Origin of the sequence: Streptosporangium amethystogenes subsp. fukuiense (genome assembly GCF_042665875.1) — a bacterium.
In the GTDB taxonomy this organism is placed as follows: Bacteria; Actinomycetota; Actinomycetes; order Streptosporangiales; family Streptosporangiaceae; genus Streptosporangium; species Streptosporangium fukuiense.
In genome coordinates, this window is sequence record NZ_JBHTEE010000001.1 from 5,807,340 (window position 1) to 5,823,122 (window position 15,783).

Here is a 15,783-nt window from a genome sequence, read left to right on the forward strand (position 1 = left end):
TGGCAAGGAAGCACGGCCTGGCCCGCGCGATCTCGGATGCCCTCTGACCGAGCCTCTCCGGCACACCTCGTTCGCCCTCCCTGTCGCGGTCACCCTGGGACGCAATCCGGCTACAAGTGAGCGACAAGCCGGACACCCGATCATGGCAGCCACTACCGAGGTCACCGGGGGTCTTCCAGATGGGTGTCGCCGATTTCTTGTGGGCAAGGCGGCTACGCGCCGGGCGGGCGCTGCTGCTCGGCTATCAGCCCGATCCGGCGCTGTTGCTGGAGACCGTGCGGTTGTGCAGCCCGATCGCGTACGAGGACCGCAAGGGGGTCCGGGTGACGCGGAAGATGCGGCTGCGCGGCCCGATCGACCTCACCCCGTCCCTCGCCGCTCGGGCGGACCTGCCGACGGGGTGGCGGACGGCCTACGTACTGGAGGAGACCTGGCGTGACATCGGCGGGCGGTCCTGCCTCCCCTGGGACGTGGTCGAAGGGCTGGCCCGGCGACTCAACGGATGCGCGCATCCGCCGCCCAGGCCCGGCGAGGCCCTTTCCTCAGTGGTCGGGGGCTCCGAGATACCCACCCCGCGGCTGGTGGAAGTCCTGGCAGAGGTGCTTCCGGGCCTGCGGTTCCACGAGTGGATCGATGATGAGACCATCTCGTTCAGAAGCGAGACGAGCCCGATCAGTGTGCTTTTCATCCGGTACAGCGGCGGCATCGAGTACTCGATAGAGGTCGAGGACCCGGCCGCGCTCACACCGGACATCCTCGCGACAGGTGAGCTGGCGGCCCTGCTGATCGCCGAGGAGGCGGGCGGCACCGCCCTGGACCTCAACGGCTTTCTCCTCCCACCCCGAAACGACCGGGGCGGGCACCCGCCGCCGTACGGGGCCGCGGGTCAGGGGGTGAAGCCGTACTCCGACGGGAGAAGGCGCGTGCGCCGTGTCTGGGCCGCGGCCGGCGCCGGACTCGTGCTCACGCTTGTCACGGTGGCGATCACGCTGGCGGTCCTCGCCGGAGCCGTCCCCGGATCGGGCGACGGCCTGTGGGCGGTCACCGAGACCACCGCCCCGGCCCCCTCCAAGGACCGGCAGATCAGGCTCCCGGGCAGCTCCATCACGATCCACGAGAGTGACGAGGACCCGATCAGGCTGACCTCCTACACCCTGGGGGCGGGAGACGAGTACCGCCTCCACATCCGCGGGGCCGGAACCCACGAGTTCGTCAAGAACGACGAGTACGGCCACTACACGTTGAACCCCTCGGGTACCCACGCTCTCGCCACGGCTCGCGCCTACAGCACGGACAACTACGAGATCGTCTCGATCGTCGACCACAGGACCGGGGAGGTCAGCGATGTGAAGACCGCGAAGGCGCCGCTCTACGGGCTCTACCCGCGCTGGTCGCCGGACGGCACCAAGGGCCTGATCACCCTGTACGAGGCGGTCGAGGGCGAGGCCGTGCCGCGCATCCGCGGTTACACGATCATCGACATCGCCACGAAGAAGGCGTCGGTCGTCCGGGTGAAGGACAAGGACGTAGGGGAATGGCCCTACTTCTGGCGGGCCGACAGCCAGGCGGTCGGCACCTGGGCGATCGCCAAGGAAACCAGGCAGGTCCGCTTCTACGACCTGCGGGGCCGCGTACTGCAGACCCTGCCGGACGTGGGCACCCCGATCTGGGTCGAGGGGGAGAACACCAGCCCGTCCGGCACGCTGATGATCACATACTGTGCGGAGGCCCAGGAGGTCTGCGTCTGGTCCACCACCGGCGACGGCGGGAAACCGAAAGTCCGGATCCCTTTCGAGACCGATCGGATCATCGGCTGGTACGACGACCAGCACATCGTGGCCTGGCGCGAACAGGGCTCGGGCCACGAAGCCGTGTTGATCGACTTCAAGGGCACGGTGAAGCGGGTGCTCGCCACCAGCGCGGAGGACGACGAGGGGTTCGCGCGGCAGTTCATGCTCTACACCAGGGCCGGCTGAGCGGACGAGCACCTGTCCCCGGGCCGGAACCGTCCCCCGCGCCCGGGGCGGTCGTACGGGGCACGGGGCACGGCAGGGCCTGTTCCGTGTTCCCATGGCCCGCCGACGTGGGACGGCGCGAGGAGCGGAACACACCTGTCAGGACGATCATGGACAGGCGCCCAGGAAGCGGTACGGAGCGGACGGAACAGCACCGCCGACCGGTACGCTCGGTGAGGTGAGCAATGATCCCTATGCACTCGCCACGGACGCCGCGGACGTACTGAGAGGCGCCGTCGGCGTGGACTCCTTCGACGTCGCGCTGGTGATGGGTTCGGGCTGGGTCCCGGCCGCCGACGCGATCGGCGAGACGGTCGCCGAGATCCCGGTGACCGACCTGCCCGGCTTCGCGCCGCCCGCCGTGGCGGGCCACGCGGGCCGGATCCGCGCCGTGCGGACCGAGTCCGGCAAGAACGTGCTGATCTTCCTCGGCCGCACCCACCTCTACGAGGGCCGCGGGGTGGAACCGGTCGTGCACGGGGTGCGGACCGCGATCAGGGCCGGGGTGGGCACGGTCGTGCTGACCAACGCCGCCGGGGGCCTGCGTCCCGAGACCCAGGAGGTCGGCGAGGCGGTGCTGATCAGTGACCACATCAACCTGACCGGTGCCAACCCGATCACCGGCGCCACCTTCGTCGACCTCACCGACGTCTACACCCCGCGCCTGCGCGAGCTGGCCCGCGAGGCCGACCCCTCGCTCGCCGAAGGCGTCTACGTGGCCTTCCGCGGCCCGACGTACGAGACCCCGGCAGAGGTCCGGATGTGCCGCGTCCTGGGCGGCGACATGGTGGGCATGTCCACGGTGCTCGAGGCGATCGCGGCCCGCGAGGGCGGTGCCGAGGTGCTCGGCGTCTCCCTGGTCACGAACCCGGGCGCCGGCCTGGTGGGCGAGCCGCTCAACCACGAGGAGGTGCTGGAGGTCGGCCGCGCCACCGCCACCCGGATGGGCGGCCTGCTGGCCAGGGTCGTCGGCAAGCTGTAGCCCTACGACCGGGACCACACGGTGTGAGACCACACGGCGTGAGACCACGCGGTGGGGGATCACATGCTGTGGAAGCGCATCACCCAGGAGCACACCGCGCAGGAACCGGCCACGCGTGAGGGCTGGTTTCCTTCGATGAGACACCCGGCTTTCGAGCACCATCCTGGTTTCAAGGACTCAACGGTTTCAAGGACTCAACGGCGACGGGCCCAGGCCCGAGAGGTGACGATGAGCAGCGATCTCGCGGGGCTCGCCCGTTCCTGGCTGGCCCAGGACCCCGACCCCGACACGCGCGCGGAGCTGACCGAGCTGCTGGAACGCGGCGACGGCGACGCGCTGCGCGAGCGGTTCGGCGCGAAGCTGGAGTTCGGCACCGCCGGGCTCCGCGGCGAGCTGGGCGCCGGCCCCAACCGGATGAACCGGGTCACGGTCATGCGCGCCGCCGCCGGTCTGGCCCGCGTCCTCGGTCCGGGCAGGCACGTCGTGATCGGCTACGACGCCCGGCACAAGTCCGACGTCTTCGCCCGTGACACCGCGGCCGTGCTCACCGGGGCCGGGCTGCGCGCCTCGGTCCTCCCCGCACCGCTGCCCACGCCCGTGCTGGCCTTCGCGGTCCGCCACCTCGGCGCCGACGCGGGCGTGATGGTCACCGCGAGCCACAACCCGCCCCGCGACAACGGCTACAAGGTCTACTGGGGCGACGGCTCCCAGATCGTGCCGCCGATCGACGCGGAGATCTCCGCCGCCATCGACGCGGTCGGGCCGGTCTCCGAGCTGCCCCTCGGCTCCCCGGACGACCCCGCGTGGACCGCGCTGGACGACGGCGTGGTGACCGCCTACCTGGAGGCGGTGACCGCGCTCCCGATCGGCACCGCCCGCGGGCTGCGGGTGGCGTACACCCCGCTGCACGGCGTCGGCGGCGACACCCTGGCCAGGGCCTTCGCCGCCGCCGGGTTCGACGCCCCGGCCGTCGTCGAGGCCCAGGCCGCTCCCGACCCCGACTTCCCCACCGTCGCCTTCCCCAACCCGGAGGAGCCCGGCGCGATGGATCTCGCGCTGGAGCTGGCGGAGCGGATCGGCGCCGACCTGATCCTGGCCAACGACCCCGACGCGGACCGCTGCGCGGTGGGGGTACCGCTGCCCGGCGGGGGGTACCGGATGCTGACCGGCGACGAGGTGGGCGCCCTGCTGGGCGAGCACGTGATCGGGCAGACCTCCGGCGAGGGTCGCCTGGTGGCGACCACCATCGTCTCGTCGTCCCTGCTCGGCAGGATCGCCGCGGAGTACGGGGTGCGCTACGCCGAGACCCTGACCGGTTTCAAATGGATCATGAAGGCCGGAGACGGGCTGGTCTTCGGCTACGAGGAGGCCCTGGGGTACAGCGTCGGCTCCGACAAGGGCCTGCCCGTCCACGACAAGGACGGTATCGGCGCGGCGCTGACCGTCGCCGGGCTGGCCGCCCAGGCCAAACTCGACGGCCGTACCCTGCTCGACCTCCTCGACGACCAGGCTCGCCGTTACGGCCTGCACGCCACGTCCCAGCTCTCGGTCCGGGTGGACGACCTGTCCCTGATCACCGGCGCCATGACCCGCCTGCGCACCGCCCCGCCGGCGAGACTCGGGGACCGCGATGTCGAGTCCGCCGACGACCTGATCGAGGGCTCCGCCGGCCTCCCGCCCACCGACGGCCTGCGCTACCGCCTGTCCGGCGGCGCCCGCGTCGTCGTCCGCCCCTCGGGTACCGAACCCAAGCTCAAGTGCTATTTGGAGGTCGTGGTCCCGGTCACCGGTGAGGTGTCCGAGGCACGGGAGCGGGCCGCGCGGGACCTCGACGCGCTGAAGTCGGGCCTGGCCGACGCTCTCGGCCTGACCGCGGGACGGTGACCACCGGACGCGGCAGGCCGGGGACCGGGGTCAGACGGCGCGGCGGGGGGCGACCGGCAACGCGGTGCCGTTCCGGTGGACGTCGATGTCGCAGCCGTACACCTCGCTGAAGGTCTCCGAGGCCAGGACCCGGTCCGGGGGGCCGTCGGCGACGAGCCGCCCGCCGGACATGACCAGCACCCGGTCGGCGTAGGCGGCTGCGAGGTTGAGATCGTGCAGGACGACCGCCACCGCCCGCTCACGGAAGACGCCCTGCACGGCGGCCCCGGCGACGCCGAGCGCGGCCCCGATGAGCACGGAGAGCACCACGCGCGGGATCGGGGCGGGCCCGGAACGGCCGCCCCTCCGGCGGCCTCGGGCCGCTCGGTGAGGCGGCCCGCACCGGCCGTGGGCGGAACCGTCAGACGACGAAGGCGGCGACCACGAGAGCGAACGCGAGCACCAGGGCGACCAGGGCGCTCGGCGCCCAGGCCGTCGTGAACCCACCGGACGCGGCGCCGGTCCCCTCCTCTGAGGGGGTCAACGAAGCCGTACGCCTGGCGGCCTCGGCGCGTTCGGTGATCTGTTCGGCCACCCAGTCGGCGTGGGTCTTGCCCGCCATCGCCTCGGCGGCGGCCTGCTCGGCCTTCGAGCGGACCGGCTCGGTCCTGAAGCGGCCCCGCCCCGGCGCGGGCTTTCCCCTGCGGACCGCCGCCGCCCGCTCACGAGCCGAGGTCTGCGGCACCCAGCAGCGGACCTTCTGGTCGCCGGAGGCGATCGTGATCGAGTGCGAGACCGTGACCTCGTCCACTCCGCTCCAGGGCACGAACGCGTTCCGCAGCGGGTTGCGGACCAGCACCCCCTCCTCGGACATGACGATCATCGGACGCAGGCAGGTGACGAAGACCAGCGCGGTCAGCACCCCCAGCACCGCCGCGGCGACCATCGAGAGACGACCGTTGTAGCGGACGACCAGATCCACCGCGTTGGCCGCGGCGAACACCATCCAGAGCCAGCCGACGATCATCGCGAAGTTGGAGCGGAACACCTGCTTCATGGAAAAAGCTCACTTCACTCGTACGAACCCGGTCACGCCTGCCACTTGAGGCGCGCGAAACCGGGCTTGATGACGCCGTTGATGAGCGCCAGCCGCTCGTCGAACGGCAGGAACGCGGACTTCATGGCGTTGACCGTGAACCACAGCATGTCGTCCCAGTCGTAACCGAACGCCTCCGACAGCTTGGCGAACTCCTCGGAGAGGCTCGTACCGCTCATCAACCGGTTGTCGGTGTTGACGGTCACCCGGAAGTTCAGGCGGCGCAGCAGGCCGATCGGGTGCTCGGCGATGGAGGCCGCCGCACCGGTCTGCAGGTTGGACGTCGGGCACATCTCCAGCGGGATGCGCTTGTCCCTGACGTAGGCCGCCAGGCGGCCCAGCTTGGGCTCCCCGTCGTCGGAGACGGAGATGTCGTCGATGATCCGGACGCCGTGACCGAGCCGGTCCGCGCCGCACCACTGGATCGCCTGCCAGATCGACGGCAGGCCGAAGGCCTCCCCGGCGTGGATGGTGAAGTGGGCGTTCTCCCGCTGGAGGTATTCGAAGGCGTCGAGGTGACGGGTGGGAGGGTAGCCCGCCTCCGCTCCGGCGATGTCGAACCCGACCACCCCGGCGTCGCGGTAACGGACCGCCAGCTCGGCGATCTCCATGGACCTGGCCTGGTGACGCATCGCGGTGAGCAGGGTGCCCACCCGGATGCCCCGCCCCTCGGAACCGGCCCTGAAGCCCTCCTGGACCGCCTCGATGACCTCTTCGAGGCTCAGCCCCCTGGAGGTGTGCTGCTCGGGCGCGTAGCGCACCTCGGCGTAGACGATGCCGTCGTCGGCCAGGTCCTCGGCGCACTCGGCGGCGACCCTGACCAGCGACTCGCGCGTCTGCATGACGCCGACCGTGTGGTCGAAGGTCTCCAGGTAGCGCACCAGCGAACCGGAGTCGGCGGCCTCCCTGAACCAGGCGCGCAGGCTGTCGGCGTCGGTCGCCGGCAACCTGTCGTAGCCCGACTCGCGGGCCAGCTCGATGATGCTCTCCGGCCGGAGCCCCCCGTCGAGGTGGTCGTGGAGCAACACCTTCGGAGCCAGGCGGATCTGCTCAAAAGTGGGTGGCTGACTCATCTACATCCTTCCAGCGGGGAGACCTCGACTTTAGTCACGGGGACGGAGTGCGTGACGGTCCCACGTGTCTCGGGTGACGTGTTCACGACCGGTCCGCCCCGGTGCCGCGGACCTGGTCGACGTCGTGCGGGGCGGCTAGTCGTCGCGGTTGGCGGTCTCGGGGGAGAAGGCGGGCAGGCAGACGGCGACGTACTCGGCGCCGTCCGGCCCCGAGCGGTAGCGGATCCGCTCCCCCGGCTCGCAGGTGAACACCTGTCCCGCGCCGACCTCGGTGACGCCCCCGTCGTGCTCCACGATTACCGTGCCGTTGAGCACCAGGGTGTACTCGGCGAACTCAGGGGTCTGGGCGGGCTCCTCCCAGCCCGCCGGGGCGGCCATCCGTGCGATCGAGATCCGGTCGTCGCCGCTGTTGACCCGGCCGACGTACTCGTCGATCGTCTTGCCGCCCGGAACGGGAATCCGCGTCGCGCTGTCGATTTTGCGTACCATCAGACCAGTCTGTCACTGGTCACGGGGTGCGCCGCTCAGTGCGCGACGTCAACGACCAGCCGGTTGGGGCTCTTCTGCTCCAGCACCCGGAACGGCGCTCTGTGGTCGAGGACGATGCCCACGCTCACCACTCCCTCGAAGTCCCCCGTCTTGACCACGCTCTGCACGTTGCCGAGCTGTGCCTGGAAGATCGGCCCGCCCGTCCAGCTCGGCTTGCCCGCCTCGGTGTGCGCGATGGCGGGGCTCATCGTCAGCTGGAGGTAGGCCCCGCCCTTGACGTCGATCCGATCGCCGGAGCCGTCCTGGACGAGCTCGGGCACCCAGCGCGCCGTGTAGCCGGGCACGTCTCCGTTCAGGTCGATCACCACCCGGTCGAACCCCTGGTGCCGGCCGAACCTGGCCCCGGTGACGGTCGGCGAGGCGACGGTGGTGCGCTCGACCTCGATCTCCTTGGTGCTCGTCGGGGGCCGCAGCCCGGCCGGCGCGGCGGAGGGCGTGGCGGCGGGGCCCGTGGTCGCCGGAGCGCCCGAGGACGGGGGCGACGATGACGACGGCGCGGTCTGCGGGTCCTGGCCACAGCCGGCCAGCAGGAAGAGCGGAACGAACGCGAGAGAAACGAGGGTGCGGTTCATGATGAGCCTCCTGCCCCGTTAGATGCCCGGCTCTCCGGAGAGGTTCACCCTCCGCCGTGCACCTGGGCCCTGGCCCGATCGTGACAGCCTGTCGAAGGACGAGTCAAGCACCGCGATCACGACCGGACCCGCGGCGATTCGCCGCCCGGCCCGGTCCGGAGGGTCGTCGAGACCGGCGCCGCGGCACACATCACGAGGGCCTCACCACCTGCCGGCGGTGAGGCCCTCGTGCGCTCGGCGAACGGCACTCCCGGGAGGACCGTGGCGGGTCCCGCGCTTTCCGGCGCCATGATGTTCGGCGAAAGGACCGCCGGTTCACCCGGCGGGTGAACCGCCCCCTGTCATGTCCGGCAGGTCCATCGACGCGAGCCTGGCCGGGTCGATCACGGTCGCGATGGCGGCGATCCGGCCGTCGACGACGGTGAACGCCATGACCGAGAGCGGAGTTCCATCCTCGCGCCAGGAGACGAACCCGGGAAGGCCGTTCACGAGCACCGCTCGCCCTCGCGCGGCTGCGCCGGCGGCGGCTCGCGCGGTTGCGCCGGTGGCGACCTTGGTGGCGCCGAGGATGACGACCACACCGTCGGGGGTGTCGACGGTCAGCCTCACCTCCGGGTCGAGCACGCGCAGCAACCCCTCGAAGTCGCCGCGGCGAGCCGCCGCCAGGAAGGCCTGGATCACCTCGCGCCGCCCCCGTCCAGCGGCCATCGGCCGCTCGGTCGCCCGCACCTTCCTGCGCGCGCGGCTGGCGAGCATCTTGGTGGCGTCGGCGGACCTGCCGAGGATCTGGCCGATCTCGTCGAACGGCACCGCGAACAAGTCGTGGAGCACGAACGCCAGCCGCTCGCTCGGCCGGAGCGACTCCAGGACGACCAGGAGCGCCAGCCCGACCGAGTCGGCGAGCGCCGCGTCGTCCTCCGGCGCGGGGCTGTCGTCGACCATCACGACAAGTTCGGCCGACCGGTCATCGTAGGACGCCTCAGGGTGGGCCCGGCGCGACCGCAGGACATCCAGGCTGATCCGGCCGACCACCGTGGTCAGCCAGCCCGCGAGGTTGTCGATCGTCGCCGTGTCCTGGCGGGAGAGCCGCAGCCAGGCCTCCTGGACCACGTCCTCGGCGTCGGCGTGCGATCCGAGCATGCGGTAGGCGACCGCGCGCAGTCGGTCGCGCTGGGCCTCGAACGCCTCGCCCACCGGGTCCGTCGGGCTGGTGTCGGACATGTTGTTACCTTCCTCGGATCTGCTCCGTCATAGGTGATGACGGACCCGGACGGGCTCAGGTAACCGATAGGAGCAATAACGATGGAAGCACGGATGAAGAGCTCGGCGAACGCCGACGTGATGACGGCGATCAAGCACCTCTACACGGCGATTCACGCCGGTGGCGTCGACCCGCGCCTGCTCGGGCTGGTCCATCTGCGGGCCAGCCAGATCAACGGCTGCAGCCCATGCGTCTTCGCCGGGGTCACGGCGGCCAGGAAGCACGGTGAGACCGACGAACGGCTGCACAACGTGGTCGCCTGGCGCGAGACGCCGTTCTTTACCGAGGCGGAGCGGGCCGCGCTCGCGCTGACCGAGGCCGCCACCCGGATCCAGGACGGCGCGCCGGGCGTGACCGACGAGATCTGGGAGGCCGCCACCGCCCATTTCGACGAGAAGCAACTGTCCGCGATCAACCTGGAGATCGCACTGACCAACTTCTTCAACCGGATCAACCGCACAATCCTTGAGCAGGCCGGCAAGACCTGGTGAACCGGTCGGGGCGTCATGCACCTCCCGATACGCGGAGCCACCTTGTGGATCCGAAGCCCGCGCGGGCCCTGGGTCGAAACCGCCGGCCTTCTTCCGGGAGGTCTCGGCACCGGCCGTACGGATCCGCCCTGGGCCGTGCGGTGGCCCGCTCCCGCCGGGTCAGGCCGTGATGCGGTCGATCACCAGCGGGAGCAGGTCCGCCTCGGCGCTCTCCCCTACGGTGTAGGCGCCCTCCAGCGCGGCGAGCGCCCGCTCGAAGCGGAAGGCCTCGTCCGCGTGCAGCGTCATCAGCGGCTGCCCCTCGCGGACGGGGTCGCCCGGCTTGGCGTGCAGCACGATGCCCGCGCCGAACGACACCGGGTCCTCCTTGCGCTCCCGGCCCGCGCCGAGCCGCCAGGCCGCCAGGCCCACGCCGTACGCGTCGAGCCTGGACAGCACGCCGGACGCGGGCGCGGTGATCTCCATGGTCTCGGCGGCCACGGGCAGCGGAGCGTCCGGGTCGCCGCCCTGGGCGGAGATCATCCGGCGCCAGGCGTCCATCGCCGAGCCGTCCACGAGGGCCCGCTCCGGGTCCTTGCCACCGGACAGGCCCGCCGCCTGGAGCATCTCCCGCGCCAGCCGTACGGTCAGCTCGACCACGTCGGCGGGGCCGCCGCCGGCGAGCACCTCGACCGACTCGGTGACCTCCAGCGCGTTGCCCACGGCCAGGCCCAGCGGCCGGTCCATGGCGGTCAGCAGCGCGACCGTATTGACTCCGGCGTCGGTGCCCAGCGCGACCATGGTCTCGGCCAGCTCGCGGGCCCGCCCGGGGGTCTTCATGAAGGCCCCGGAGCCGACCTTGACGTCCAGCACCAGCGCGCCGGTGCCCTCGGCGATCTTCTTCGACATGATCGAGGAGGCGATCAGCGGGATCGACTCGACCGTGCCGGTGACGTCGCGGAGCGCGTACAGCTTCTTGTCGGCCGGGGCGAGCCCGTCGCCCGCCGCGCAGATGACCGCGCCGGCCTTGCCGAGCACGTCGAGCATCCCCTCGTTGGACAGGGACGCCTGCCAGCCGGGGATGGACTCCAGCTTGTCCAGGGTGCCGCCGGTGTGGCCGAGCCCCCGGCCGGACAGCTGGGGAACGTAACCGCCGCACGCGGCGACCAGCGGCGCCAGCGGCAGCGTGATCTTGTCACCGACGCCGCCGGTGGAGTGCTTGTCCGTGGTGGCGCCCGGCAGCGCCGACCAGTCCATCCGCGCCCCGGAACGGATCATGGCCTGGGTCCACTCGGCGATCTCCCGCCGGTTCATGCCGTTGAGCAGGATCGCCATCGCGAGCGCGGACATCTGCTCGTCGGCGACGACGCCCTTGGTGTAGGCGTCGATCACCCAGTCGATCTGCTCGGCCGACAGCTCGCCGCCGTCCCGCTTGGTGACGATGACGTTGACCGCGTCCATGCTCAGGCCCCCCGGCTCAGGTTCTCGGGCCCGAAGGCGTACGGCAGGATCTCCGACATCGGCTTCGGGCCGTCGACGGTCTCCAGCAGCAGCTCGGGACCGCCGAACTCGTACAGCAGCTGGCGGCACCTGCCGCACGGCATGAGCAGTTCCTCGTGCCCGTCGACGCAGGTGAACGCGACCAGGCGGCCACCACCGGTGGCCTGGAGCGCGGAGACCAGCCCGCACTCGGCGCACAGCCCGATGCCGTAGGAGGCGTTCTCGACGTTGCAGCCGGACACGATCCGCCCGTCGTCCACCAAGGCGGCGGCGCCGACCGGGAACTTCGAGTAGGGGGCGTAGGCATGCCCCATGGCCCGCACGGCCTCGGCCTTGAGAGCCGCCCAATCGATTGCCACCATCAGTGCTGTTCCCCCCGGCGGTAGCGCACCCCGTCCGCCTGGGGTGCGCGCAGGCTCTGCGAGGCCGCGGAGAGCACCAGCAGCGTCAGTACGTGCGGTGTGATGAAGACGAACTCGTTGGGCAGCTTATCGACGGTCATCCAGAGCCAGATCAGCAACACGGCGGCGAGCAAGGCCGCCACCGCAGCCGTGTACTGCCTGACCCCGGGCTCTCCCGCGGCCAGGCGCCTGCGGACCTCGCGGCCGGTGTAGATCAGCAGCAGCAGGGCGCCGAAGAGCAGCAGGCCGGTGACCGCCTGGGAGCTGCGGAGCTGGAGGCCGTCGGCGTAGCCGAACAGGGAGGCTCCGGCGGCGAGGCCGCCGGGCCGCCAGTTACCGAAGATCATCGCCGCCAGCCCGATGAACCCCCGGCCCGCGGTCTGCCCCTCGACGTACTTGGTGGTCACGAAGACCAGGAACACGCCGCCGAGGCCGGCCAGCGCGCCGGAGATGACCGTCGCGAGGTACTTGGTCAGGTAGACGTTGACGCCCAGTGACTCCGCCGCCCACGGGTTCTCGCCACAGGAGCGCAGCCGGAGCCCGAAGGAGGTGCGCCACAGCACGAAGAACGTCAGCGGGATCAGCGCCACCGCCAGGATGACCAGGACGTTCACGTCGTGGGTGAGGCCGCGCAGGATCCCGGCGACGTCGGAGAGCAGGAACCAGTGCGTGTTCTCCAGCTTCCCGAGCAGATCGGGACCGTCGGACAGGATCGGCAGGCTGACACTCGGCGCCTCGGAGGAGAGCGTGGGCGAGGAGGTGATGCCCGCGCCCTTCTCGCCCGCGGCCGTGCCCTGCGCGTACAGCACCTCGGACAGGAAGCGGGTGACGCCGGGGCCGAGGAGGTTGATCGCCACACCGCTGATGATGTGGTCGACGCCGAACGACACGGTCGCGATCGCGTGGATCAGGCCGCCGATCGCACCGCCGGCCAGGCCGGCGAGCAGCGCCGCGGTGGCCCCCCACTGGTAACCGGCCCATCCGGCGAACCAGGTGCCGAGCACCATCATGCCTTCGAGGCCGATGTTGACGATGCCCGCGCGCTCGGCCCACAGCCCGCCGAGACCGGCCAGCCCGATGGGGACGGCGAGCAGCAGGGCCGCCGAGAAGGTTCCCGAGGACGTGAGCTCGGGCGCGCCCGCGATGACCCGCGCCAGGGAGAGCAGCAGGATGAGCGCCGCCACCCCGACGAGCGCCAGGTGGTAGCGGCGTACGCGACGGGCTTCCGAGGATGCCACGGACGTGGTCATGCGGCCACCTCTGCTCGCTGAGTGGTACCGAGTTGACGGGCGGCCCGCCGTTCCTCCTGGCGTATCGACATCCGGCTGGTGACCTCGTTGGCGATCACGACCATCAGCACGATCGAGCCCTGGATGATGGCGACGACGGACGGCGGGATGTCGGCGAACTGCAGGGGCGCGGCCGCACGGTCGAGGAAGCCGAAGAGCAGCGCGGCCACCGCGATGCCGACGGGCTTGTTCCTGCCCAGCAGCGCGACCGCGATACCGAGGAAGCCGAGGCCGGCGGTGAAGTTCGAGCCGTAGGCGTGGGTACGGCCGAGGATCTCCGGCAGGCCGATCAGGCCGGCGATCGCGCCGGAGAGGACCATCGCGGAAATCACCATGCGCTTGGCGTCGACGCCGGAGGCGAGAGCGGCCGGCGGGTTCAGACCGCTGGCCTTGACCTCGAAGCCGAACCGGGTGCGTTCGAGGACCAGCCAGATGATCACGCCGAGCAGGATCGCCACCATGAGGAAACCCCACAGGCCGCCGCGCGGGGCGGGCAGGCCGAACATCTCGAACAGGACGTTCAGGTTGGGGAACCACGCCGATTCCGGCAGCTCGGGGGTGGACGTCGTCAGCTTCCCCTCCGTGCGCTCCCCCGCGAACGGGCCCCGGACCAGGAAGGCGGCGAGGTTGACCGCGATGTAGTTGAGCATGATCGTGGAGATCACCTCGTTCACGCCCCTCGTCACCTTGAGTACGGCGGGGATGAACGCGTAGAGGCCGCCCACCAGCATCGCGACCACGATGATCAGGGTGATCTGGATCGGCCCTGGGAGCACGAACTGCGACCCCACGAAGGCGGCGACGATCGCCGCGATCCGGTACTGCCCCTCGACACCGATGTTGAAGAGGTTCATCCGGAAGCCGATGGCGACCGCGAGGCCCGCGATGAACAGCGGGACGGCGCGGTTGACGATGAAGGTGATGGCGTTGACCACCTGCGGCTGGGTGTCGCCGAAGTCGAACATCGCCCCCAGTGCGGTGACCGGGCTGGCTCCGGCGGCCAGGATCGCGATGCTCGAGATCCCCATGGCGAGCAGTACCGCCACCACCGCACCCGCCACGGTCAGCAGCGTGCGTTGCAGCCTCGCGGGCATCATGACCTCTCCTCCGCGATGGCACCGGTCATGTATCCGCCGAGTTTTTCGGGGGTGACCTGGCCTGGGTCGAGGCGGGCCACCATGCGCCCGCCGTAGATGACGTGGAGGGTGTCCGACAGGCCGATCAGCTCGTCGAGGTCGGCCGAGATCAGCAACACCGCGAGACCGCCCGCGCGAGCGGCGCGCAGGTGGTCCCAGATGGCGGCCTGGGCGCCGACGTCCACTCCCCGGGTCGGATGGGCGGCGATGAGGAACTTCGGGTCGCCGCTCATCTCACGTCCGACGATCAGCTTCTGCTGGTTGCCGCCGGAGAGCGCCAGGGCGAGGGTGTCGATGCTCGGGGTACGGACGTCGTACTCGCGCACGATGCGCTCGGTGTCCTTGCGCGACGCCGCGCGGTTCACCCAGATCCCCTTGCGGGCGGGCTTCATGGTCTGGTGGCCGAGCACCCGGTTCTCCCACAGGGACGCCTCGAGCAACAGCCCCTGGCGGTGCCGGTCCTCCGGGATGTAGCCGATGCCCGACTCGCGGCGGCGGAGCGTGGACCAGGCGGTGATGTCCTCCTCAGCGAGGAGGATCCGCCCGCCGTCGAGCGTCCGCAGGCCCATGATGGCCTCGATCAGCTCGGACTGGCCGTTGCCCTCGACCCCGGCGATGCCCAGGACCTCACCGGCGTGGACCGTGAAGCTGACATCGGAAAGGAGTGGTTTGGCACCCGTTCCCTGGAGGGTCGCGTCACGCACGTCGAGGACGACGCGGTCGGTGACCGTGGAGTCCCTGGTCTCCGGGGTGGGCAGCTCGCTGCCGACCATCAGCTCGGCGAGCTGCCTGGCCGTCGTGGAACCGGGATCGACGCTGGCGACGGTGGTGCCGCGCCGGATCACCGTGATGGCGTCGGCGATGCTCAGCACCTCGTCGAGTTTGTGCGAGATGAAGATGACCGTGAGGCCGTCGGCCTTGAGCTCGCGCAGGTTGGCGAAGAGCTCCTCGACCTCCTGGGGGACGAGGACGGCCGTCGGCTCGTCGAGGATGAGGACGCGCGCGCCCCGGTACAGGACCTTGAGGATCTCCACCCGCTGCCGGTCACCGACGCCGAGTTCCTCGACCATCCGGTCGGGGTCGACCCGCAGGCCGTGATCTCCCGCGAGCTGGACGATGCGCTTGCGCGCGCCCTTCACATCCAGGACTCCGGCCTTCGCGGGCTCGGCGCCGAGGATGATGTTCTCCAGCACCGTCAGGTTGTCGGCGAGCATGAAGTGCTGGTGCACCATTCCGATCCCGGCCGCGATCGCGTCGCCGGGGGTGCGGAAGGTGACCTCCTCGCCGTTGACGTAGATCTTGCCCTCGTCGGGCCGCTGCATGCCGTACAGGATCTTCATCAGGGTGGACTTGCCCGCGCCGTTCTCGCCCACGATGGCATGCACGGAACCGGCCTCGATGACGATCCGGATGTCATGGTTGGCGACGACGCCGGGAAAGCGCTTGGTGATGCCCTCCAGCTTCACCGCGGGGGGCGTCACGGCCGGGGTGTCCGAGCTCGTCGACAATGCGTTCTCCTGAGGAGCCAACCGGCTCGCGGATCGTGATGAGACAGGGAGAAGCCCGGGGGGTGACC

At 70.8% G+C, this 15,783-nt stretch carries 15 protein-coding genes; 4 read left to right on the top strand and 11 right to left on the bottom strand.

Annotation, left to right across the window (positions count from 1 at the left end; translation table 11 throughout):
• Positions 1 to 179: 179 nt before the first annotated feature.
• The 3 genes from ACFQVD_RS24750 to ACFQVD_RS24760 all read left to right on the top strand — a co-directional run bounded on the left by ACFQVD_RS24750 (position 180) and on the right by ACFQVD_RS24760 (position 4,881).
• Entirely contained in the window at positions 180 to 1,976 is a 1,797-nt protein-coding gene (locus ACFQVD_RS24750) for a hypothetical protein (RefSeq protein WP_343967978.1), read from the top strand.
• 217 nt (positions 1,977 to 2,193) lie between these two features.
• Positions 2,194 to 2,997: a purine-nucleoside phosphorylase gene (locus ACFQVD_RS24755; RefSeq protein WP_343967980.1), complete on the top strand. Its 804-nt coding sequence runs from the start codon at positions 2,194 to 2,196 to the stop codon at positions 2,995 to 2,997.
• Positions 2,998 to 3,225: 228 nt separating this feature from the next.
• Positions 3,226 to 4,881 carry a phospho-sugar mutase gene (locus tag ACFQVD_RS24760; protein WP_343967982.1) on the top strand — a complete coding sequence of 552 codons (1,656 nt, stop codon included), beginning with the start codon at positions 3,226 to 3,228 and terminating at the stop codon, positions 4,879 to 4,881.
• A gap of 30 nt (positions 4,882 to 4,911) precedes the next feature.
• Here the strand turns inward: ACFQVD_RS24760 and ACFQVD_RS24765 are convergent, their stop codons facing one another.
• The 6 genes from ACFQVD_RS24765 to ACFQVD_RS24790 all read right to left on the bottom strand — a co-directional run bounded on the left by ACFQVD_RS24765 (position 4,912) and on the right by ACFQVD_RS24790 (position 9,371).
• On the bottom strand, positions 4,912 to 5,190 hold the full coding sequence (locus ACFQVD_RS24765; protein WP_343967984.1) for a hypothetical protein: 279 nt from the start codon (positions 5,188 to 5,190) through the stop codon (positions 4,912 to 4,914).
• A 91-nt stretch (positions 5,191 to 5,281) separates the two neighbouring features.
• A complete protein-coding gene (locus ACFQVD_RS24770; protein WP_343967986.1) occupies positions 5,282 to 5,917 on the bottom strand; it encodes a hypothetical protein in 636 nt (211 codons plus the stop codon).
• Between the two features lie 32 nt (positions 5,918 to 5,949).
• Entirely contained in the window at positions 5,950 to 7,029 is a 1,080-nt protein-coding gene (locus ACFQVD_RS24775) for an adenosine deaminase (RefSeq protein ID WP_343967989.1), read from the bottom strand.
• A 135-nt stretch (positions 7,030 to 7,164) separates the two neighbouring features.
• Positions 7,165 to 7,518, bottom strand: a complete 354-nt coding sequence (locus tag ACFQVD_RS24780; RefSeq protein ID WP_343967991.1) for a cupin domain-containing protein — start codon at positions 7,516 to 7,518, stop codon at positions 7,165 to 7,167.
• 35 nt (positions 7,519 to 7,553) lie between these two features.
• Positions 7,554 to 8,150, bottom strand: coding sequence for an AMIN-like domain-containing (lipo)protein (locus ACFQVD_RS24785; RefSeq protein ID WP_343967993.1), 597 nt, complete (start codon positions 8,148 to 8,150; stop codon positions 7,554 to 7,556).
• 315 nt (positions 8,151 to 8,465) lie between these two features.
• Positions 8,466 to 9,371: a sigma-70 family RNA polymerase sigma factor gene (locus tag ACFQVD_RS24790; RefSeq protein ID WP_343967995.1), complete on the bottom strand. Its 906-nt coding sequence runs from the start codon at positions 9,369 to 9,371 to the stop codon at positions 8,466 to 8,468.
• A gap of 81 nt (positions 9,372 to 9,452) precedes the next feature.
• On the opposite strand from ACFQVD_RS24790, the gene ACFQVD_RS24795 reads away from it, so the two are divergent.
• Positions 9,453 to 9,902, top strand: coding sequence for a carboxymuconolactone decarboxylase family protein (locus ACFQVD_RS24795; protein WP_343967997.1), 450 nt, complete (start codon positions 9,453 to 9,455; stop codon positions 9,900 to 9,902).
• A 159-nt stretch (positions 9,903 to 10,061) separates the two neighbouring features.
• Here ACFQVD_RS24795 and ACFQVD_RS24800 read toward each other — a convergent pair whose 3' ends face one another.
• The 5 genes from ACFQVD_RS24800 to ACFQVD_RS24820 are packed head-to-tail and all read right to left on the bottom strand — an operon-like array spanning position 10,062 to position 15,715.
• Positions 10,062 to 11,342: a thymidine phosphorylase gene (locus tag ACFQVD_RS24800; protein WP_343967999.1), complete on the bottom strand. Its 1,281-nt coding sequence runs from the start codon at positions 11,340 to 11,342 to the stop codon at positions 10,062 to 10,064.
• A 2-nt stretch (positions 11,343 to 11,344) separates the two neighbouring features.
• Positions 11,345 to 11,743, bottom strand: a complete 399-nt coding sequence (locus ACFQVD_RS24805; protein ID WP_343968001.1) for a cytidine deaminase — start codon at positions 11,741 to 11,743, stop codon at positions 11,345 to 11,347.
• Positions 11,743 to 13,032, bottom strand: a complete 1,290-nt coding sequence (locus tag ACFQVD_RS24810) for an ABC transporter permease (protein WP_343968003.1) — start codon at positions 13,030 to 13,032, stop codon at positions 11,743 to 11,745. Before ACFQVD_RS24810 ends, ACFQVD_RS24805 begins: the two co-directional genes overlap by 1 nt.
• Positions 13,029 to 14,168 (bottom strand): ABC transporter permease, encoded by a 1,140-nt coding sequence (locus ACFQVD_RS24815; RefSeq protein ID WP_343968005.1) that lies wholly within the window; start codon positions 14,166 to 14,168, stop codon positions 13,029 to 13,031. The genes ACFQVD_RS24810 and ACFQVD_RS24815 overlap by 4 nt, the downstream gene beginning before the upstream one ends.
• Complete coding sequence (locus ACFQVD_RS24820) at positions 14,165 to 15,715, bottom strand: ABC transporter ATP-binding protein (protein WP_343968007.1); 1,551 nt, start codon at positions 15,713 to 15,715, stop codon at positions 14,165 to 14,167. Before ACFQVD_RS24820 ends, ACFQVD_RS24815 begins: the two co-directional genes overlap by 4 nt.
• Between the last annotated feature and the right edge of the window lie 68 nt (positions 15,716 to 15,783).